Origin of the sequence: Micromonospora sp. CA-240977 (assembly GCF_050942285.1) — a bacterium.
Lineage (GTDB): Bacteria > Actinomycetota > Actinomycetes > Mycobacteriales > Micromonosporaceae > Micromonospora.
This window is the reverse complement of sequence record NZ_CP192055.1, coordinates 3,115,458-3,135,078: the sequence shown is the minus strand read 5'-3', so window position 1 is coordinate 3,135,078 and position 19,621 is coordinate 3,115,458. Positions and strand designations below refer to the sequence as shown.

Below are 19,621 nucleotides of genomic sequence, written 5' to 3'. Positions count from 1 at the left end.
CCCCGGTACGCGGACCGGCCTACCCCGCTCCGGGGACGCTCTCCGCCCCCGGCACGGCATCCGCGCCCGGCCGCCCCGGCGTGCGCCGCACCCTCGCCACGACGGCGGCCGGCACCGTCGCGACCAGGTAGTCCTCGGCCAGGTCCGACTGCACGTCGACCGTCGCATCCCGGCCCACGTGGCGGACGACGAACCTGGTCTCGCGAAGCCACGTCTCGTCGAAGGCGGCGAGGCTCCCCGGCGGTTCACCCACGAGTCGTACCTCGTCACCTGACCGCAGCGCCGCATCTTCCGCGGCCTTGTCGCGTTGGACCGCCGAGACCATCGTCGGTCACCCGCCGACGATACGTCGCGCCACCGCCACCGCGGTCCGCCGGCGACGGCCCGCCCCACGGCGTTCCGCGATCGGTGGGGATCGACCCGCACACGTCGCCGCACGGACCCACGCTTCGGACAGCCGATGGACAAGGTCCCCACCATCGGAGAGGATCTATCCCGTGAATACCCGGTCCACCGGCGCCGCAGCAACCGCCGAGAACACGAGCCCCGAACAGACGTCCGACGACCGGACGCCGAGCCGACGGGACTGGTGGCGCTGGGCTCGCCCCGAGTGGACCCTGGCAGCACTGGGCAGCCTGCTGCTGTCGGTGGTGTTGACCTGGCCGACGCTGCGGCATCCGGCGAGCACGATCCCGAACGACCTCGGTGACCCGACGTTGCAGGCGTGGCAGGTCGCCTGGTCGGGGCATGCTCTCCTGACCAGTCCGGCCGACCTCTGGCACTCGAACACGTTCTTCCCCGAGAAGTACACGTACGCCTACAGCGACACCCTGCTCGGGTACGCCCCGATCGGGATGCTCGGGTCCGGCTTCGAGGCGGCCGTGATCCGGTACAACGTGCTCTACGTGCTGCTGCACGCGCTCGCGGCCTTCGGGGCGTACGTGCTGGCGCGGCAGCTCGGCGCGAACCGGTGGGGCGGGGCGGTCGCCGGGGTCGCGTGGGCGTTCGCGCCCTGGCGGCTGGCGCACGCCGGCCATCTCAACATCCTGTCCAGCGGGGGCATCGCGCTGTGCCTGGCGATGCTGGCCCGTGGGCACGGCTGGTCGCTACGCCACGGTTACCGGCCGGAGCGACGGCGGCCCGGCTGGGCGTTGGCCGGGTGGCTCGTCGCGGCCTGGCAGGTCTCGCTCGGCTTCGGCATCGGGCTACCACTCGTCTACTTCCTGCTGGCCGCGGTGCTGGTGGCGGCCGGCTGCTACGGCTGGTCCTGGTGGCGCAAGCGGGAGCGCCCGCCGTTCGGTCGGCGGTTGTTGTTCGCGGATCTGGGCGGCGGCGCCGTGTTCGGCGCGGCCACGGTGCTGCTCGGGATGGTCTACCTGCGTGTTGTCGACCTCAACCCGCAGGCCGAGCGGGGGCCGGAGTGGACGAAGATGTTCTCCCCTCCGCTTATCGGTTTCGTGACCGCGCCGGGCGACTCGTGGTTGTGGGGTGAGCGGCACGCCGCCGCGCGCGAACAGCTGTCCTGGCCGCCGGAGATGGCGCTGCTGCCGGGCATCACGCTTATCGCGCTGGCCGCGGCGGGTCTGTTCATCTCGATGTACCCGGTGCGGCACCGGGTCGCACTGGGTCTCGGCGTGCTCGGCACCGTGCTGTTGGGCCTGGGCGCGACCCTCGGCGGTGACGGGGAGCCGGGCTATCTGACCCTGTCCGCCCTCCTGCCGGGCTGGGACGCCCTGCGCACACCCGGCCGGATGATGCACTGGACCAGCCTGTTGCTGGCGCTGCTGGCCGCCGGAGCGGTGACGGCGCTGGCCGACTCCCCGGGCCAGACCCCGGCCCGCCGCTGGACGCGGGTCCTCATGCCGCTGGCCCTGCTGGTGCCGCTGGCCCTGGTCACCCTGGAGGGCGTCAACCGGACACCCCACCCGACGGTGACCCCGCCACCGGCCGCGATGCGGGCCGCGCAGGACCCGATCCTGGTGCTGCCGGCGGGCGGTGTGGGCGATCTGACGTACATGTTGTGGACGACCGACGGGTTCCCCCGGGTGACAAACGGGCTGGCCGGGTTCGAGCCGGTCAGTCAGGCGCAGACCCGGGTCGCGGTGGCATCGTTCCCCGACGCGGGCAGCGTGGCGTACCTGCGTGGGATCGGCGTGCGGTCGGTGGTGGCCGTGCCGGACCGCACGGCGGGGACGCCGTGGGACGGCATCGCGGCCCGGCCCATCGACGGGCTGGGCATCACTCGGGAGGATCTCGATGGCACGCTGCTCTACCGCCTCTGATCGGTTGCGCGTCGCGGGCACCGGCGGCAGATGCCCGGGTGCGGGCGGGGCGGGGTGAGCAGAGTGCGGTTGTCCATCGTGGTGCCCTGCTTCAACGAGGAATCGTCGGTGGAGCGGTTGCACGAGACCGTCACGGCGACGCTCGCCGAGCTGTCGGACCTGGACGTCGAGGTGGTGTACATCGACGATGGCAGCGAAGACGGCACCCTCGAGGCGCTGCGCCGGCTCGCCGCCGCCGACCCCGCGGTCTGCTACACGTCGCTGAGCCGCAACTTCGGCAAGGAGGCGGCCATGCTCGCCGGCCTGCAACGGGCCACCGGCGACGCGGTCGTCATCATGGACGCCGACCTGCAACACCCGCCGCGGTTGCTGCCCGAGATGGTCGCGCTGTACCGGCAGGGTTTCGACCAGGTGATCGCCCGCCGCGACCGGCGGGGTGACCGGTTCGTGCGGATGGTCGCCTCACGGTCCTTCTACCGGATGATCAACTGGTGGATCGACGTGCGCCTACAGGACGGGGCAGGCGACTTCCGGCTGCTGTCCCGGCTCGCCGTGGACGCGATCCTGGCGATGCCGGAATACAACAGGTTCTCCAAGGGACTGTTCTCCTGGATCGGCTTCCGCACTGTGGTGGTGGCCCACCGCAACGAGACCCGGCAGACGGGGCAGAGCAGGTGGACGTTCAGCAAGCTGTTCAACTACGCGTTCGACGGGCTGCTGTCGTTCAACAACCGGCCGCTGCGTCTGGCGATCTACGGCGGCCTGTTCCTCACGCTCATCGCGATCGCCTACATGGCCTGGGTGGTGGCGGACGCCATCGAGAAGGGCATCGACGTTCCCGGGTACACCACGATCATCGTCAGCGTGATCGGGCTCGGCGGCATCCAGATGACCATCCTGGGCGTGATCGGGGAGTACATCGGCCGGATCTACTACGAGACGAAGCGCCGACCGCACTATCTGGTGCAGGAGACCGAGCGCCTGGTCACCGAGACCGGCGAGGCGTCCCGGGTGCCGCCCCAGCCCGCGGCGCGGTCGACCGATCGGGGCCAGCAGTCGGTGCCGGCCCGGGAGGACCGGTTCCGCCGGCCGTACCAGCCGCCGGCCGCCGGGGAGGCCACGACCGGCGACGCCAGCTGAGCTCCTCGACGCCAGTCGGCTGACGGTGCCGCCCGGCTCGACGAGGGCACCGGGACCGGCGCGGGCCGTGCGAGAGTCGTGCCGGCGCGACGGATCCGGGGAGGGCAGCGGGTGGCTGATGACAGTTCGACGCCGGTCCACCTGTCGAAGCTGCTGGACGGTCTCGCCGAGAACCCGGCGCTACCGGTCGAGCTGGTCCGCCGGCTGCTGCGCTCCCGCCGCGGCTCCGGTCACGTGGCAATGCGCGCCGACCTGACCCCGGACCTGGTCGAGGAGATCCTCGCCTCCGGCTATCACTGGCTGCTGCACTCGCTCGCCCTCAACCGCCAACTGCCGCACGCCGTCCGGATGCGACTGGCGACGCACGCCGACCCGGCGGTCCGAGCTGCCCTGGTCGTCGGCGCCGACCCCGCGTCCCGACCGGCGCCGCCCCCGGACGTCACCTCCCGATCGACGTCTTCGGCGCTCGGCGTCTCCCGGGCGCGCGGAGCGTAGCGGTGGTAGTAGCCGGTCAGCGCGACCGCCAACGAGATCGACCACAGCGGGAAGAGGCACCAGCCCAGGCCGCCGGCCCCCCAGTACGCCCAGTCGTTCACCGGTTCTCCCCACAACTGGAACGTGTCGAGCTGACCTGGCAGGTGCACGCCCAACTGCCCCAGCAGCAGTCCGCGACCGAAACCGAAGATGCCGAGGACGGCCGACCCGCCGAGCAGCAGCGGAACCCACATCGGTACGACCCGGCCACGCAGCACCGGGATCCAGCGTGGGAACACCCTGCCCCAGCGACAGAGCAGCCCGGCGGTCAGCACGGCGCCAGCTATCGCGAAGGACGCGAGGGTCGGCTCGATGTAGACGTTCTCCGGCTGGTTGCGCAGCAGGGACACGACGAACGGTTCCGGTGCTCCGACGGCCCACCCCCGGGACCACGCCAGTCGGATCAGCGCGTACGGCAGCGGGCAGGCGATCGCCACGTAGGTGGCGATCCGGCCCGCCCGGATCCAGGCGGCGCGGCGACGTCGCAGACCGTGCGGGTCGCTGTCGCTCGTGGCATCGGCGTAGGCGATGCTCGCCAGCAGGAACAGGGCGGCGCCGGCCGCCGCGACCACCTGAAACAACGTCGGCCAGTCCGCCCGCAGCCACCCGATCGGGAGGATGCCCAGCGGCGGCAACATGATGATCATTCGTCCGTCCAGCACGACGCACACGATCACCGCCGCGACGCCGACACCGCCGACGATCCCGGCTCGACGTCGCGTTGGCCGGCGATCACGACCGTCGAGCCGCCCGGCCACGACAAGCGCCGCCACACCGAACGCGGTGATGAGCGGGCCACCCGCGGCACGCTCCAGCCCGGCCAGCAGAGATGAGTAGTCCGGTCCGGTGCGGTCGTTGCGACCGAACGGGTAGCCGGCGCCGCCGGAGGACCAGAAGATGCCAAGCACGACGAGGAACCAGGCCCATCCGCTCGCCGCGGCCGGCGCCCACCGTCGCCAGGACCGCCGCCCGCCGTGCCGCGCCGCCGATGTTGTCAAGGCTGTCATGACGGTCAGTGTCGGACACCGGGGATGGGCTCGACATCTGCCGTACGGGGTGGACCGGTGCCGGCGAGCCGCTCGACCTCCACCGCTCGGGAGACGCGCGGGTACCTGTCGTCCGTGCAGGATCGACCCATGCGAAGGCGACAGCTGACATCGGCGCTCGTGGCGTTCCTCCTCGCCGGGATCGCCATGATGGTGCTACCCCGACACGGCGACACCGCTGGCTGGCGAGCCACGTTCAGCCCGGTGCTACCACCGCCGACCGGAGAGCACGACGTGGGCGTACGACGGATGCGGCTCACGGACCACGACCGCCGCGACCCGTGGCGCCCGGACAGTGACCGGACGGTGATGGTCGACGTGCACTATCCGGCCGACGCCGGGCCCAGGCCGTTGGCGCACTACGCCGTGGCGCCCGTCCTGACCGAATTCGGTCAGCTGGCCTGGGCGCCGGGCGAAGAGCGACGCCTGGGACTGCTGCCGGACGAGGTCAACTGGATGTTCCGCACCCACTCCCACGAGTGGGCGCCACCGGCCAGGGGCTCGTTCCCCGTCCTGGTCGGCTCGCCACCGCCCGGGCTGATGCGGTCGGCGTACACCGGCATCGCCGAGGAGCTGGCGAGCCGCGGATACGTGGTCGTGACCGTCGACCACCCCTACGACGCGCCGGTGGTCGATCTCTATCCCACCCGGCGGGTGATCGAACCCACCGACGCCGTCGCCACCGTCGGACGCCTCGACGCCGACACCACAAGGGTCTCCGACATCGAGTACGTCACGAGGCAACTCTCCGGTCTGGACCGGCAGGTGAGCCGCGTGATGGACCTGCGCCGGATCGGCCTCTTCGGCTGGACCGGAACGGACGCCGCGCAACGAGCGCACCTCACCGGTTTGCCCGGAGTGTCCGGCATCGCGGACCTGACCGGCACCGCCGATGTCACTGACACCGGCAGGACGCCCCTGCTCGTCGTCGGCGGCTCACCCATCGGCACGCACCGCGACCTCCCGCGTCCCGGCTGGCGGGCGACCGTCACCATCTCCGGTGCGTCCCCGAGGTCGCTCACCGACGACGGGGTGGTGTTGGCCCAGATCGCGGAGCGTTACCCCCGCGCCGAACCGGTCGTGCGGCGGGACATCGGGGAGGCGCAGCCGTTGGCGTACCGCACCGTCCGCCGCTCGGTCGTCGGCTTCTTCGACCACCACCTCAGGGATACGCCCGCCCCCGCGATCGTGAGGGAACCGGGCGTGACAGTTGAGCTGGTCTCGCCGTGAGATGCTGACCGGCGTGAAACGGCTCGCCGGGCTGGCCGCCGGGATCGTCACCGTCCTGGCCCCCTGGTACGGCCAGCCGGCCCCGCTGCGGCTGACCGCCTGGGTCTGCGTACTCGCCGCGACCCTGGCGATCATGTCGCCCCGACTGCCCCGGATACCACTCGGCGTCGCGGCGGCCGTCGCCTCGTTGGGCGGAAGCCTCTGGGCCTGGCGGTTGCTGGGCTACGACTTCGTCGACGACGGCCACGACTCCAGCAAGGTCCTGCTGTGGACCACCATCGAAGTCGGCGCGCTGACCGCCCTCGCCGTCGCCCTGAGCCGCGGCGTCGGCCGGGCGGGCCGGCTGACCGGAGTCCTCCTGCCGCTGCCCGGGGCGGCGGTCGGGTTTCGACTCCTGCCCGCAGCCGCCGTCGGAGAACAGCTGTTCCTGGGCGCTCTCGGTGCCTGCACGGTGCTGGCCGGAGCGCTGCTCGGTCACTACCTTCGCGGCCTCGACGAGCTGCGCGTGACCGTCGTGGAGCAGGCCCGATCCGAGCAACGCCGCACGCTCGCCGCGGACCTGCACGACTACGTCGCGCACGACATCGCCGGCATCGCGGTCATGGCACAGTCGGCACGGGTCGTCGGCGCGAGCGACCCCGGAGCACTCCTCGCACAGGTCGAGCAGGCCGCGGCCCGGGCGCTGCGGCGTCTCGACCGCAGCATCCGGCTCATGCGAAACGGTGCCGAGCACACGGCGCACCAGTACGGCCTCGCCGACGTACCGGACCTGGTCGACGCCCATCCGCTCCCGGTCGAGCTGACCGTGGCGGTGGCGGGACCCGGCGACATCTCCGCCGCGATCCAGGCCACGGCGTACCGGGTGGTCGCCGAGGCGCTCACGAACGTCGCCCGACATGCCCGCTCCACCGTTCCGGTTCGGGTGTCGGTGACCCAACTGGACGGACACCTGGACGTCGTGGTCGCCAACGAGCTGACGACCGGGGCGATGCCACCACCCGCCGAGGGTAGCGGCACCGGCCTGGCCTCCCTCCGGACCCGGGTGGAGGCACTCGACGGCACCTTGCGTGCCGGTCGCGAGCAGGGACCGTGGCAGGTACACGTCAGACTCCCCCTACACTGAGTCGATGCCCACGCTGACGCACCTGCGGCTGGGTGTCCGGCGGGCGACGTCATGACCACAGTGGTGATCGCCGACGACCACGACATGGTCCGGCACGGTTTCCGCATGGTGCTGGCGGCGCAACCCGACCTGACCGTCGTCGGTGAGGCCGGCAACGGCAACCTGGCCTGGGACCTGGTCCGCCGCCTGCGCCCGGCGGTGTTGCTGGCGGACATCAGGATGCCCGGCATCGACGGCCTGGAACTCGTCCGCCGCGTCACCACCGCCCCCGAGTTGGCGACCAAGGTGATCGTCGTGACCACCTTCGACGAGGACGAGTACGTCGGCCGGGCGCTGCGGCACGGGGCGAGTGGTTTCCTTCTGAAGGTGTCGGCACCCGGGCTGCTCGTCGAGGCCGTCCGAGCCGCGCTGGCGGGCAACGCCCTGATCAGCCCCGAAGTCACAGTCCGCCTGCTGGAACGGTTCAGGACCGACAGCGGAACCGTCCAGCCGGACCCGCCGTTGACCTCCCGCGAACGTGACGTCGCCAGGCTCGTGGCACGCGGGCTGAGCAACGACGAGATCGGCGCGGCACTCCACGTCTCGCCGGGCACCATCAAGACCCACGTCGCCCACATCTCCATGAAGCTCGGAAACGTCACCCGCGTCCGCATCGCCGCGTGGGCCTGGGAGTCCGGCCTCGTGTCACGCCCCTGACGGCCGGGTCGACCGCGGCGGCGCGGTCAGCCGTCCGGGGTGAAGAGCCCCTGGATGCCGACCACTATCGCGATGAGACCGAAGATCGCGAGCAACAGGCGGAGCCCCGTCGCTCCGGCCGCCTGCTCGTCCCGTGGCGCCGGCCGTCCGGTCAGCCGCCCCCACAGCAGGGCGAGCCCGACGCCGATCCCCACCACCTCGAAGTGGAACACCCGGGGTCCGGACACCAGGTGGACGATGAGGTAGTAGCCGCCGGTCACGAGCGCCACGAGGCCGACCACCCACGCGACCGGGGCGGCCCGACCGGCGAGGCGACCCAGGTCGTCGCCGACCCGCGGCAGCAGCCGGAGCACAGCGACGGCGAGCAGGAAGCCGCCGACGATGTTGGCGAGGTCGAGCAGCAAAGCCATGATCACGATAGGTCTCCGTCGATCGAGGGATCAGCGGGTGGGAGCGTACCCACGGACCCGGACCGTTGAAACGATCCGGACCGCCGGGGCAGCGCGAAGCCGGCGAACTCCGGCGCGCCGGCGGCCCGACCCTGGACCGGCGGCCTCGCGTCGGGGTGTCCTACGGGTTCGTCAGCGGACGTGGAAGGGCTTGGGCCCAGGCGATGACGTGGTCGACGGCGTCGCGGGTGAGCCCGGTCGCCGGGTCCGCGGTGATCAGCAGTGTGGGGCTGATCCGGGTCGCGGCCCAGCGGTGCGCCTGCGGCGGGTGGAGATCGTCGATCCAGGCCAGGGGCCGTTGCTGGGCGTAGGCGGCGATGCGCGGGATCTTCTCGGCGGGGTCGAACGGCGGGGGTGGCATGACGACCACGGGCAGGGGGGCGATGTCCAGCAGCGGAGCGAGGAGTTGGTTGGCCTCGTGGTTCCAACTCGTGGCCCAGGCGATGTCCAGGACGGTGCTCGCTTCGGTGATCCAGGCGCCGTGTGCCGGATTGACCCGGACGGCCTCCTCGCCCGGAAACAGGGCGTGCGCGCGGTAGCCGACAGGTGGGTGCGGCGTGCCGTACGGGTTGAGGACACCGTCGATGTCGAGCAGGAGCACGGGTCGGGTCATGGGCGGATTATGTCGGAGCCGGGCCGCCGGCACCTCGCCTCGGCTGGCGTCGAGTGCACTACCGAGGAAATATTTACCCAACCTTTACGCATTGACCAGCGTCTTTGTAACCTGAGCCGAAATAACCGGCATCAAACCAATGCGACCCCGCCCTTCGTCACCTAGGCTGCCTGGTGACACATCGACGGCCGGCACCCCCGCCGGGCCGGCCCCGCGACCTCGCACACCACCTACCGCCGGTCCACGCAACGGCCGACGCCGATTGGAGCTTTCGATGACCTGGCGTCCAACCATTGCCGCACTCGCGGGGCTGTGCCTCGCGGTCGGCTCCGCACCGTTCGTCACCGGTGCCGCCGCCGCACCCTCGACACCCGTGGACACCGCTCATGTTAGCGCTCACGTCGCGCTCGCCGGTCCGCCCGGCGCACCGTCCGGGGTATGCCCGGCGGGGGTCGAATACGGCTCACCGCTGCCGGCGAGTTCCCTGTCGGCCACCCGGATCCAGGGCGGATTCTCGTTCCTCGAAGGGCCGGTCTGGGTTGCCGACGGCGGCTACCTGCTGATGTCCGACATGGCCGCCGGCACCGGGCCCTACAACGTCCAGCCGTCCACGATCCGCCGGTTCACCCCACCGGCGACCTTCGACACGTTCATCGCCAACGCCGGCAGCAACGGCGTGGCGCTCAGCGCCGATGGCCAGCAGATCATCGCGGCCACCCACGACCAGCGGAACGTGTCCGCGTACCGGCTGAGCGACCGGGCCCGCAGCACCGTCGCGGCGAACTACCAGGGCCGGGCGTTCAACTCGCCGAACGACGTGGCGGTCCGGTCGGACGGCGTCGTCTACTTCACCGACCCCAACTTCCAGCGGGGCAACCGCGCCGACCAGATGAACGGTCGCACCAGCGTCTTCCGCGTCTCCGGCGGTCAGGTGTCGCTCGTGGACGACCGGCTGCGCCAGCCCAACGGCATCTCGCTCTCCCCCGACGGGACCGCGCTGTACGTGGGCGCCTACTCCGAGAACAAGATCTACAAGTACGCCGTCGCGCCCGACGGCAGCACCGGCGCCCGCAGTGTCTTCGTGAACTACGTCGGCGGTCCGGACGGCGGGACGATCGACTGCGCCGGCAACGTGTACTGGACGTCCGGTTTCGATGGCCAGGTCCACGTCTACTCCCCCACCGGCGCCCAGCTCGGCACGATCCGGGCCGCCAGCTCCGGCACCACCAACGTGGCCTTCGGCGGTTCCGACCGGCAGACCCTCTACATCACCTCCGGCCGGCAGAACGACTCCGGCCTCTACAGCGTGCGACTCAACATCCCCGGATATCCCTACTGACCGAGGTAGGCGGGGTAGCGCACCGAGACCGCCGACCAAGTCGAGATGGCCCGACCTGTCTCGGTCCCGATGGCGTGACATCGCCGTCCACACACCTACGTGAGCTGCCGACTCACCGTCCCTCGCCCTCCGACGCACCGAGGGCGAGGGTGAGGAAGCCACCACCGCCGGCAATGAACAGCAGGCCGTCCTGGGCGGCGACGTCCCGGACCGTGAAGGGCAGCAGCAATCGCATCGGCTCCTCGTCGCCGGCCAGGTGGTCCAGCCACAACAGCTCGACGCCGTCCTCGACGACGTAGACGACGAACGGCCGCCCGGCCGCCGTACGTCCGGCCTGCGGCGGGCCGACGAAGACGTCACCCCGGCGGGCGGGGTGGACGACCGACCGCAACAGTCGGCCGTTCGCCGTGTTCCACACCCGAACCTCGGCCTTCTCGTCGAACAGATGGGCGGTGACCGCGACCGGGGGCACCGTGTCGACCACGGCGGCAGCGATCACTCGGCCGTCGTCCCTGGTCAGGTCGAACAGCTCGGTGCCGTCGTGCGTGTCGTAGATCCTCAGCACGCCGACATGCCCCCCAACGAGCACCCGGCTGCCGGTGCCGCCCGGCACCGCTGTGGTCACCAGAACGATGCCCAGGTCACCAGCCAGTGGCGTCATCGGTTCCGGCCGACAGCCCTCGCGGCGCGACCAGCGGGCCAGCACGCCGCCCTGAGTCCCAGCGACCAGGTACGCGCCGCCGGACGCCATCCAGGTCAGGCTGACCACGTTGCGGGCGGCTGCCGACAACCGCTGGCCGTCCGGTGCCGTCTCCGGCGTCTCAAGGGCGTCGGCGTCGCCCGAATCCGGGTCGACCAACCACACCCGATGCCGGTCAGCCACCGCCAGCAGCACCGTCCCCGCGTCGTCGAGCACGGCGATCCGTCCGGGCGCCTCCATTTCCCGTTGCAGCAGCGGTCGGCCACCCGGCCGCAGGTCGGTGACCAGTAACAGCGTCGAGGTCGTCACGGCGAGCCGGCCCGTACCCCCGGCCGCCCACCCCACGGCGGCGAACGGCGCGCCGGTGGGTATCGGCAGCGCCCCCAGGACGCCACCGCTGCGCGTGGACCAGACACTGACACGCCCGTCGTCGCCGACCGTCGCGAAGTAGCCGGAGGCCGGATCGGCCACGATCTGCTCGGCGTCACCGTCGTGCAGGTCCGCGGCCTCGGGGTCCTGGCTGACCTCGTCGATCCGCCACAGGTCGGCGCCGTCATTGCGACCCACGACCAGGTAGCGGCCGCCCTGTCGCAGCGAGCCCATCGCCACCGCGTGCGGGGCCGAGCCGGTCAGGGTCACGGCGTCGCGTCCGCGGCTACGCTCCCACAGCCGGATCCGGCCCACCCTGTCGATGCTGACCAGCACGGGCCGTGCGGAACCGGGCGGGCCGACGTACACGGCGTGGACCGACAAGCCGGCATCCAGCAGGCGCCGGGCGGGCCTCCGCTCATCGCCGTCCCACGTGTCGACGGCACCGGACAGGTACCCGAGGACGATCGTGGGGATTTCCGGGTTGGTGTCGGCCGCTACGCAGACCGGAGCCTCCGGCCACGGCCAGGGGTAGGCGCCGGTCGACGGCCTCCACAACAGGGTCTTCCGCTCCCGCAGGCCGGCGGTGATGAGCAGCCGGCCGTCCGGCGTTCCCGGCTGCAAAGCCGCGATCTGGATATTGAACGAGTCCTCGAGATCGACCGCGTACCGCTCGTGGCCCGTGGTGGGCTCCCACACCGTGACCCGCCCGCCCGCGGCGACCGCGACCAGGTCAGCGCCGTCGGCGTCACAGGTCGCCGCGACCGCGGTGATCGGCTGGCGTCCCGCCTCCCAGCGCACTGGCAGCACCAGCGGTGGTTCCGCGCTGCCGGGACGCCACACACTCACCTGCTCCTCGGTCCAGCCCGCCAGGAGCACCGAGCCGTCGCGGCCCCGCCCCAGCACCATTCCGCGGCGGAGGTCAACCTGGCTTTCGGCACGCAGAGCGCGGGTGGTGGCATCCCAGACCCGCACCCCGCCCTCGGCACCGGCCGCGCCGACGACCGGGAAGCCGTCCTCGTCGACGTACCCGACCACTGAGGTAACCGCCGCGCTGCCCGACAGCACGGTCTCCACGAGCGCACCGGACTCCGGGTCGCGTACGTCGAGGAACTGGCCGTTGGCGAGCACGACCAGCGGATTGTCGTCACGGTCGACGACACAGTCCAGGGCCCGCACGGGAGTGCCTTCCGCGATCGACTGCCGCAGCGCCTCGTGCCGGACACGGACGTGCCGGACCGCCACCGGCAGGCCCACCGCGGCGGCCAGAGCCTCGGACAGACCGGGACGGTCCATCACCGTGGCCGCCACGGACAGCAGGAATCCGCGGCCCGGCGGGGTGGCGTCCCGGAGGCGATGCAGGTACGGGCGCAGCAGCCGGCTCACGGCGACCAGCCGCGGCGAGTCCGATGTCACCAGGGCCTCGTGCAGCCGGTCGGGATCGCTGTACATCAACAGCTGGGCATCCTCGGCAAGCCTCTCGAGGGTCCCGGCGAGGCGGGCGTGTGCCGGCAACGCGCGCCGCGTGTACGCCCCCGCCCGTGTCCAATCCCTCGCCCCACCGGCGACGAGCGTGTCGAGCAGAGCCTCCGTGATGGTCAGATGCGCCGCCGCACGATCGGCACGGTCGGCGAGGAACGACGCGGCCAGCGCCTCGTGGTGGAACCGATAGGTGGCGATGCCGCCGATGTCGACGCCGGTGACCAGGTGGGTGGCGATGCGCTGGTCGAGCAGCCACCTGACGTCGGCGGCGGTGAACGAACGCCCGTCCGGGTCCAGCCGACTCGCCAGCACCGCCCACAGCTCCGATCCGGCCGCCGGTTCACGGGTCAGTCCGCTGCCCTGGGCGTAGGCGAGGGGACGCAGGAGCGCAAGCTGCCGATCGGCCTCGTCAACGCCGTACAGCGCCTCGATCTCCTGGCGCATCGCGTCGCCGATGCCGCGCGGAAACTGCCGCCGCCAGGCCTCGCTCAGCGAATCGGCCGGTGCACCGTCGAGGGTGTGCCGGCGAGCGACGTGGGCCGCGAGCAGGAAGGAGTGGCGAGCCTGGGTCTCGATTGCCCGGGCGAGGACGCGGCGGGCACCGGTCAGACCAGCATAGATATTGGGCCGCCCGCGATCATTGACGGCGACCGTCAACAGACGATCGCAGTATTCGGCGATGTCTCCGGCTTCCAGCCAGGGTGGCTTGCCGATGTCGAGGGCTTCGCCACCATCGCTCGTCAGGGACGTGATCAGGTCGCCACGCGGTGCGCCGGGTTCCTCGGGGTCGTGGCCGACCGGGTGGCGGCGGGTGGCGACGAGCAGCCGGGTGCCCCCGGCCCGCGCCTTCTGGGCCATCGGGCGCAGCAGCTCGGCGACGATCCGGTGCGGCTGGTCCGCCTCGTCCAAGCCGTCGATGGCGATCACCCCGGCCGCCGACCCAGCCTGCGACTGGCCCTCCGCCGCCACGGCGGCGGCGAGGCTGACCCGTACCTGCTCAAAGGTGCGGCCGGTCAGGCGCAGGGTTAGCACGAACCGGAAGTCCGCGGGCGGTGACTCGTCCGGCCGTAGCATCTCCGGCCGACTTCTCAGGTGTTCCCTGACGTCGGGCACGGTCGCCACGACGAGGCGCGCCATGATGGTGCTCTTACCGGAGCCCGGCGGACCGGTGAGAACCAGCACCGGGTCGGCGAGGTCGGCGATCCAGCGTGCCACCCGCTGGTTCAGCCGGTGGCGTCCGCTGAAGAACCACGCCTGGGGTGCGGCCGCGCCTCGGCTCGCTCGTGCGGTCGGCTCCCACCAGACCGTCATCTCGTGGGGGTCGACGCCCACTAGGTGATGACGGGGATTCGGCAGGCCTATGTTGCGACCGCCGTCGGACACCTCGGCCGTCTGTACCGCGCTGCCGGGCGGCACGGCCGACCGGAGCCGCTCGGCGAGCTGCCGCACATCCAGGTATGGCTTGTCGCGCGGCGCCACCTCGACGCCGGTCAGCACCGCCGTCAAGCACCCGGCGAACCGCCCGGATCCGGCCGGTGTGGTGGCGGCGACCACGCAGAGGGAGCTCGCGGCCACGCGAACGCTGGTGGCCGCGTGGACCACCGCGGTGACGTCGGCACCCTGCGTGTCGAGGACCAGCAGGAGATGGGCTGCCGGTGCACCGGCGGGCCGTTGCCACAGCCCTTCCAGCAGTGCGACGAGCGGTATCGCGCCGATGGAGGTGCCGGGATGGGAACGAGAGGTGTGCACGACGAGGCCACCCAGCGCGTTGTCGAGAGGTTCGACAGTGCCGGTGAGGTAGATGGCGACGATGTCCGTCGAGCCGGCCCCCGCCAGGCGCGCCGCGATCCGCTTACGGACCTGGTCGGCGTCGGTGAGGGGGATGACGTCGTCGCAGTGGTACCCGATGGCGTTGAACGCGCGCGTCGCCGTCGCGACCGTGCCATCAGGGTCGTCCGCCGGTGAGACCACCATCAGCGAGCGGCGGTATCCGTCACCGATGGGCAGAACACCGGCGGTCATCTCGGGGCCGGGCCCCGGTGGGGCGACGTTGATCGGGGTCGTGATCATCTTCTGTCCGACGGCATGTCCCCGCTCGGGGGCGGCGATGCCCCGCCGGTTCAGGAACGCGGTCGCCGCATGGGCCGCCAGCCGGAACGACCACCATCGTGCGTCCTCGCCGAGGTCTTCGAAGGACAGGTGCCGCATCGCGGCGGCGACCAGCGAGAGCAGCAACTGGTCGGACCAGTTCTCGTCGAACTCGGCGGCCGCCAACGGGGGACGGTCGGCGTACCGGACGGCGTCGACGTAGGCCCGCAGGCCGACGGGAGCCTCGGTGGCGCGTTCGCCCGTACGGTCGACGACGTAGTGCAGTAGCGCCTCGGCCTCGGCGGGCGAGCACCCGCCGAGGCGACGCGTGACCGCCGAGACCGTCAACATGGCGAGGTCACGGCTGAGCGGACCAGCCTCGTCGAACGTCGTCAGGTCGACGAGCCGGAAGGCATCGTGCCGGACCACACCGTCGAAGCGAGGCACGAGGACGTTGTCCTCGTGCAGATCACCGTGCGTGAACCCGGCGAGGTACTGCACACGGCCACCGACCGACCCCCGTAACATCGCCAGCGGATTGGCCAGGGGAAGCGATTCCTGCTCGCCTTCGGGCTCGATCCAGGCCGCGCTCACCTCGAATCTGTCGCGCACCTCGTCGACGAGTTCCCTGGCGAGATAATCCGCGACGGTGAGGGTGTCCAGACGCAGGTGCTCCGTGCCCGTCCACTCCCCCAACAGCGCCGACACCACCTGCGTGGCGGTCAGGACGCACTCGTCGAGATTGTTTGCGGACATGGTCCGGCACCGCGCCAGACTGTCGTCCGCGATCCTCTGTAGCAACAGCTCGCCGCCGTCGTGGAGCAGGATCGGCGCGCCCGCCACGTCGACCAAGTGACGACGGGTGAAATCGGCGCTCGAGAGCGCCAAGGCGGCATGGTGCCGGGCTCCCTCACGCCGCAGCCCGTCCGCGGGACACACCTTGACGAGGTACTTGTCCGGCCGCTGCGGAGCCGGAGGGGTGGAGACCTCCACCACCGCGGCGAGCACGGCCCCGGTGTGACCCGCCGCCGTCCAGAGGGGCTCGGCCAGGTCGACTTCCCGATTACGGGAACGCGCGGATTGCTGCAACGCGTCGGCGGCCTCGGTGCCGACAACGGTCGCGAGGAGGACCTTTCCATCGTCGGGCACCCTGGTCACCCTATCGAGTGACGCACGGGACCGCGAGCACTGACACAGGGCCGACTCACGCTAGGAGTGGACGCCCACCCGCTGTTCAAGGATCTGCATCTTGTACCGGAAGTCGGTCAGGTCGTCGTCGTGGAAGAGGCGGAAGAACCACTGCGGCATCCGCGGCTGCTGCCGGCGGGCGACGAACAGCACATCCTGCACCTGCCGGGCGAACACGACGAACGCCTCGTCATCCGAGATCGCGCGGGAGGGTTCCTCCATGACCGCGCGCAGCAGGCCGAGCACCCGGGTGCGGTCCCGGGTGGTCAGGATCTGCGCGCGGGCGGTGTCCGAGAAGGACAGCAGCAGACCCAGCGACGGCACGAACCACACGCCGACCAGGCTTCCGACCGTACTCTCGGTCACGAGGCCCACGGCCACGCCCACCACACACCAGACCGCGATGACACCGAGCAGCACGGCGGCGAAGCGTCGCCGGACCCGCGAGCCCCACGCCAGGTTCTGCTCCAGACAGAAGAGCACGTCGTACGGAGCGGCGACGGTCGCGACCAGGTAGTAGTCCCGCAGCCGGGTGTCGTCGCCGCGGAAGCGCCGGCTGAGGCGGCTCAACTCGTCCTCGGACAGTCGCTCACCCACCAGTACCGCGTTCCACGGCACGCCGAACAGGTCGGTGTCGAGCATCTCCTGCAACGTCGCGCTGATGCGTAGGTGACGACCGATCAGGGGGGCCAGTACGACCGCGTAGGCGCCGGCCCAGAGCGCACCGATGATCGAGACGGCGGGTTGCAGCGAGGGTTGCGCCAGCTTGGCCACAACGCCGAGGCTCGCGACGACCAGTGACATCACCAGACTGACCGCCTGGGCGCGTTGCGTGTAGCGGTGCGCCACCGCGATGGCCCGGAAGAGGATCAGGGAACGCTCGTTGTTCTGCAACTGGTTGATCCGCCGCGAGTCTGCCAATGGAACCTCCGAGCGTCCAGCCGTCCGCCCCTGCCCCCAGATGGTGACACGATCAGCAATCATGACGCTACCGTGCGTTTGATCGATGGCGACGATTGGAAACCCCGTCGTGACGTGCCGCTGGCCGGCTGTTCAGCGCCCGAACGCGGGTTCGACCCGACCGCCGGCGGAGCACACACCAGGTCCCGCCACGAGCCCGATCATGTGATCGAAGGCCCCAGCGCTTCGGGCCGTGTGATGGTGTTCCGTGTCGGCACCCGGGGAGCCGCTGCTGACAACGGGCTCGGCGAACGGTCAGCCGCTTCGCCGGTTACCCCACTGGCGCGGGCTCTGGACCGAGCCCCGGCCGCCGAAGTGCTGACCCTTCCCATGCGGTTGGGGCGAGGCGACCTTGCCCTTCGCGCGTCGGGCAGCCCGATTAGCGGGAACGGCAGGCTGGTCGGTCTCGGTCTCGGCCGTGGTCTCGGCATCCGCCCCGTGGGCGTCCTGAACGGGCTCAGGCTCCGGCATCGGTATCTCCCTGGATCTGGGGCGCCCTGTGGACCATCCCGACAGATGCGGATTGCTCGACGCCGCTGGACTGACCGGGAGCACCATAGCTGACCTCGCCGGAGCTGCCGACGCGGGCACCGCGACGAATGCGCCGGTCACGGCGTTGCCTGTGCACCAAGCATCGTACGGGCCCGCATGAGTGCGAAGCCGAGCAGATTCAACCCACGCCATCGTGCGGGGTCCACGGCGTCTGGGTGATCGGCGGCCAAGCCGATGCCCCACACCCGGTCCACCGGGCTGGCCTCCACAAGCACTCGCTCACCGGTGCCGAGCAGATATTCGCGGAGCTCCCGGCGCTGGCCGAACTTCGCCACCGCGCCCGCAACCACGATGTCGAAGCGGTGCTCCCGCCACACCTGCTCGTCGAAACCGTCGACCTGCCGGCCGAGCGTCTTCGCCGCGTGGGGGTGCGCCACCGTCAGAATCCTGGCGGCTGCCGTCGCGTCGCCGAACAGAACGGCTTTACGCCACATCATGTAATGCTCGGCGGTGCGGAACTCCTGCCCGTCGACGCTGAAGGGTTCCGGCCACCATTGGCTCAGGCAGCCAGCCCCGATGCTGCCGTCACGCTGCGGCTGATGGCCCCAGAAGAACAAGAATTTCACAGGGGAACCCGCACGCACCGCATCGGCCAACGCCGCGACGCTGGGAATCAATGCGACCACGCGATCCAGTCTGCCGCACTGTCGGCCGGCACCGCATCGCCATTACCCGCCATTCGGGGCGCCGGCCAACCGGTCGGGTGCCCGGCGGCCCGATCCGCCACTGTCGCTCCGGGTCGGCCAGCGCCCACGGCGTTCAGCTCTGCTGGTAGTTCACGGCGGCGAACCCGCACGGTCGGTGCAGGTGCAGGTAGTAGGCGCCCTCGCCGTACTCGTCCAGGTCCGCGCCGCCAACCAGACCCACATAGTCCATCGGTTGGTGGCAACCGGGGCAGTCGGCGTGCGCGGAGTCCTGGATCCAGTCGGGCGAACCGCCGAGCGTCGAACCGCCCCGATCCCACGCGCTGGCCTGGTAGGGACTCTCCCGGGCCGGGCCCAGGACCGGCGCCAGCGTCGGCGGGTCCTCGGGTTCGGTGGAACCGAGGTAGCTCGGGCGGGTGTTGCCGGGCCACCACGTCGTGGCGCCGGCCGGTGTGACCTGGCTGTACAGCGTCGTGTAGCAGGCGCAGAAGTGGCAGGTCTCGATCGTCAGCCGGCCGGACCAGCCCGTGTGCGCGAGCGCGGCGCCGACGGCAGGTTCCGTGGTGTCGAGGTCCGCGGCGATCCACAGGGGCGACGCGCACCACGGACAGGTGGGCCCGTCCGCGCGCCGCGGCGTTTCGCGCATGGTCCACTGGTACGCGATGCCGCCGCAGAGGTCCCGGCGGCTGCCGTCCGGGCCGATCGTCCAGCCGCTCTCTTCGGCGTAGCTCAGCACACTGATGTGCAATTCGTCGGCGCCGGCCGGCGGTTGCGTCGTCCAGCGACGCATGGCGCTCTCGGCCAGCGGGTGAGCGGTGTGCGCCAGGATGACAAGCAGCTGATTGAGGTCGTCCGGCGTCCGGCCGCCGTCGATCCGCTCGATGACCCGGTGGACCACGTCGGCCCCCGCCGCCCGGTACAACGTCGCCGGGCACAGCACGTCACGATCGAGCAGGTGCCCGAGGTGCGGGGTCAGCCTCCCCGGGTCCGTGTCCGCGATAGCGGACAGTTCCTCGATGGCCTCGTCGTCCTCGGCGGCCACCCGCTCGATCAACTCCTCGATCATGAGGGGATGTTAGCCACATCGATCAACCGGCGACCGCCCCCGGGTGTTGGCCGCCGCGACGACGTTCCCCATCAGCGAGGTGACCGCGTGGCCGACGGGCCAATAGGAGTGTCGGCGTTC

General features: G+C 71.2%; 14 protein-coding genes. 6 read left to right on the top strand and 8 right to left on the bottom strand.

The annotated features are described in order from the left end of the window. Nucleotides 1-19 precede the first annotated feature (19 nt). Complete coding sequence (locus ACQPWW_RS14330) at nt 20-325, bottom strand: hypothetical protein (protein WP_433132878.1); 306 nt, start codon at nt 323-325, stop codon at nt 20-22. A gap of 172 nt (nt 326-497) precedes the next feature. Here ACQPWW_RS14330 and ACQPWW_RS14325 point away from each other — a divergent pair, with 172 nt between their 5' ends. Together ACQPWW_RS14325 and ACQPWW_RS14320 are read left to right on the top strand one after the other, a co-directional pair. Continuing rightward, complete coding sequence (locus tag ACQPWW_RS14325; RefSeq protein WP_433132876.1) at nt 498-2,282, top strand: hypothetical protein; 1,785 nt, start codon at nt 498-500, stop codon at nt 2,280-2,282. A 30-nt stretch (nt 2,283-2,312) separates the two neighbouring features. Then, nucleotides 2,313-3,422, top strand: a complete 1,110-nt coding sequence (locus ACQPWW_RS14320; RefSeq protein WP_433132874.1) for a glycosyltransferase family 2 protein — start codon at nt 2,313-2,315, stop codon at nt 3,420-3,422. Between the two features lie 293 nt (nt 3,423-3,715). Here the strand turns inward: ACQPWW_RS14320 and ACQPWW_RS14315 are convergent, their stop codons facing one another. After that, nucleotides 3,716-4,963, bottom strand: coding sequence for a hypothetical protein (locus ACQPWW_RS14315; protein WP_433132872.1), 1,248 nt, complete (start codon nt 4,961-4,963; stop codon nt 3,716-3,718). 129 nt (nt 4,964-5,092) lie between these two features. Between ACQPWW_RS14315 and ACQPWW_RS14310 the strand changes: the two genes are divergently transcribed. The 3 genes from ACQPWW_RS14310 to ACQPWW_RS14300 are packed head-to-tail and all read left to right on the top strand — an operon-like array spanning nt 5,093 to nt 8,051. Next, entirely contained in the window at nt 5,093-6,232 is a 1,140-nt protein-coding gene (locus ACQPWW_RS14310; protein ID WP_433132870.1) for a hypothetical protein, read from the top strand. A gap of 13 nt (nt 6,233-6,245) precedes the next feature. Next, nucleotides 6,246-7,355 carry a sensor histidine kinase gene (locus ACQPWW_RS14305; protein ID WP_433132868.1) on the top strand — a complete coding sequence of 370 codons (1,110 nt, stop codon included), beginning with the start codon at nt 6,246-6,248 and terminating at the stop codon, nt 7,353-7,355. A gap of 51 nt (nt 7,356-7,406) precedes the next feature. Continuing rightward, nucleotides 7,407-8,051, top strand: coding sequence for a response regulator (locus ACQPWW_RS14300; protein ID WP_433132866.1), 645 nt, complete (start codon nt 7,407-7,409; stop codon nt 8,049-8,051). A gap of 26 nt (nt 8,052-8,077) precedes the next feature. Here the strand turns inward: ACQPWW_RS14300 and ACQPWW_RS14295 are convergent, their stop codons facing one another. After that, nucleotides 8,078-8,461 (bottom strand): hypothetical protein, encoded by a 384-nt coding sequence (locus ACQPWW_RS14295; RefSeq protein ID WP_433134349.1) that lies wholly within the window; start codon nt 8,459-8,461, stop codon nt 8,078-8,080. A 160-nt stretch (nt 8,462-8,621) separates the two neighbouring features. Then, the gene (locus tag ACQPWW_RS14290; protein WP_433132864.1) at nt 8,622-9,113 is read right to left on the bottom strand and encodes an HAD domain-containing protein; all 492 of its coding nucleotides are present in this window, start codon (nt 9,111-9,113) and stop codon (nt 8,622-8,624) included. Between the two features lie 274 nt (nt 9,114-9,387). Between ACQPWW_RS14290 and ACQPWW_RS14285 the strand changes: the two genes are divergently transcribed. Beyond that, nucleotides 9,388-10,452 carry an SMP-30/gluconolactonase/LRE family protein gene (locus ACQPWW_RS14285; protein WP_433132862.1) on the top strand — a complete coding sequence of 355 codons (1,065 nt, stop codon included), beginning with the start codon at nt 9,388-9,390 and terminating at the stop codon, nt 10,450-10,452. A gap of 112 nt (nt 10,453-10,564) precedes the next feature. On the opposite strand, the gene ACQPWW_RS14280 is transcribed toward ACQPWW_RS14285, so the two are convergent. The 4 genes from ACQPWW_RS14280 to ACQPWW_RS14265 form a co-directional block, all read right to left on the bottom strand. Further along, nucleotides 10,565-16,240, bottom strand: coding sequence for a hypothetical protein (locus tag ACQPWW_RS14280; protein WP_433132860.1), 5,676 nt, complete (start codon nt 16,238-16,240; stop codon nt 10,565-10,567). Nucleotides 16,241-16,300: 60 nt separating this feature from the next. Beyond that, nucleotides 16,301-17,263 carry an S-4TM family putative pore-forming effector gene (locus tag ACQPWW_RS14275; RefSeq protein ID WP_433132858.1) on the bottom strand — a complete coding sequence of 321 codons (963 nt, stop codon included), beginning with the start codon at nt 17,261-17,263 and terminating at the stop codon, nt 16,301-16,303. Nucleotides 17,264-17,847: 584 nt separating this feature from the next. Next, on the bottom strand, nt 17,848-18,417 hold the full coding sequence (locus tag ACQPWW_RS14270; RefSeq protein ID WP_433132856.1) for an NADAR family protein: 570 nt from the start codon (nt 18,415-18,417) through the stop codon (nt 17,848-17,850). 133 nt (nt 18,418-18,550) lie between these two features. Beyond that, nucleotides 18,551-19,501, bottom strand: coding sequence for a hypothetical protein (locus ACQPWW_RS14265; RefSeq protein ID WP_433132854.1), 951 nt, complete (start codon nt 19,499-19,501; stop codon nt 18,551-18,553). Between the last annotated feature and the right edge of the window lie 120 nt (nt 19,502-19,621).

What these genes read in the sequence shown, in the direction of transcription:
- ACQPWW_RS14320 (WP_433132874.1), top strand. Translation starts at nt 2,313, where the DNA reads ATGCCCGGGTGCGGGCGGGGCGGGGTGAGCAGAGTGCGGTTGTCCATC.
- ACQPWW_RS14265 (WP_433132854.1), bottom strand. Translation starts at nt 19,501, where the DNA reads ATGATCGAGGAGTTGATCGAGCGGGTGGCCGCCGAGGACGACGAGGCC.
- ACQPWW_RS14285 (WP_433132862.1), top strand. Translation starts at nt 9,388, where the DNA reads ATGACCTGGCGTCCAACCATTGCCGCACTCGCGGGGCTGTGCCTCGCG.
- ACQPWW_RS14315 (WP_433132872.1), bottom strand. Translation starts at nt 4,963, where the DNA reads ATGACAGCCTTGACAACATCGGCGGCGCGGCACGGCGGGCGGCGGTCC.
- ACQPWW_RS14290 (WP_433132864.1), bottom strand. Translation starts at nt 9,113, where the DNA reads ATGACCCGACCCGTGCTCCTGCTCGACATCGACGGTGTCCTCAACCCG.
- ACQPWW_RS14330 (WP_433132878.1), bottom strand. Translation starts at nt 325, where the DNA reads ATGGTCTCGGCGGTCCAACGCGACAAGGCCGCGGAAGATGCGGCGCTG.
- ACQPWW_RS14275 (WP_433132858.1), bottom strand. Translation starts at nt 17,263, where the DNA reads ATGATTGCTGATCGTGTCACCATCTGGGGGCAGGGGCGGACGGCTGGA.
- ACQPWW_RS14300 (WP_433132866.1), top strand. Translation starts at nt 7,407, where the DNA reads ATGACCACAGTGGTGATCGCCGACGACCACGACATGGTCCGGCACGGT.
- ACQPWW_RS14295 (WP_433134349.1), bottom strand. Translation starts at nt 8,461, where the DNA reads ATGGCTTTGCTGCTCGACCTCGCCAACATCGTCGGCGGCTTCCTGCTC.
- ACQPWW_RS14310 (WP_433132870.1), top strand. Translation starts at nt 5,093, where the DNA reads ATGCGAAGGCGACAGCTGACATCGGCGCTCGTGGCGTTCCTCCTCGCC.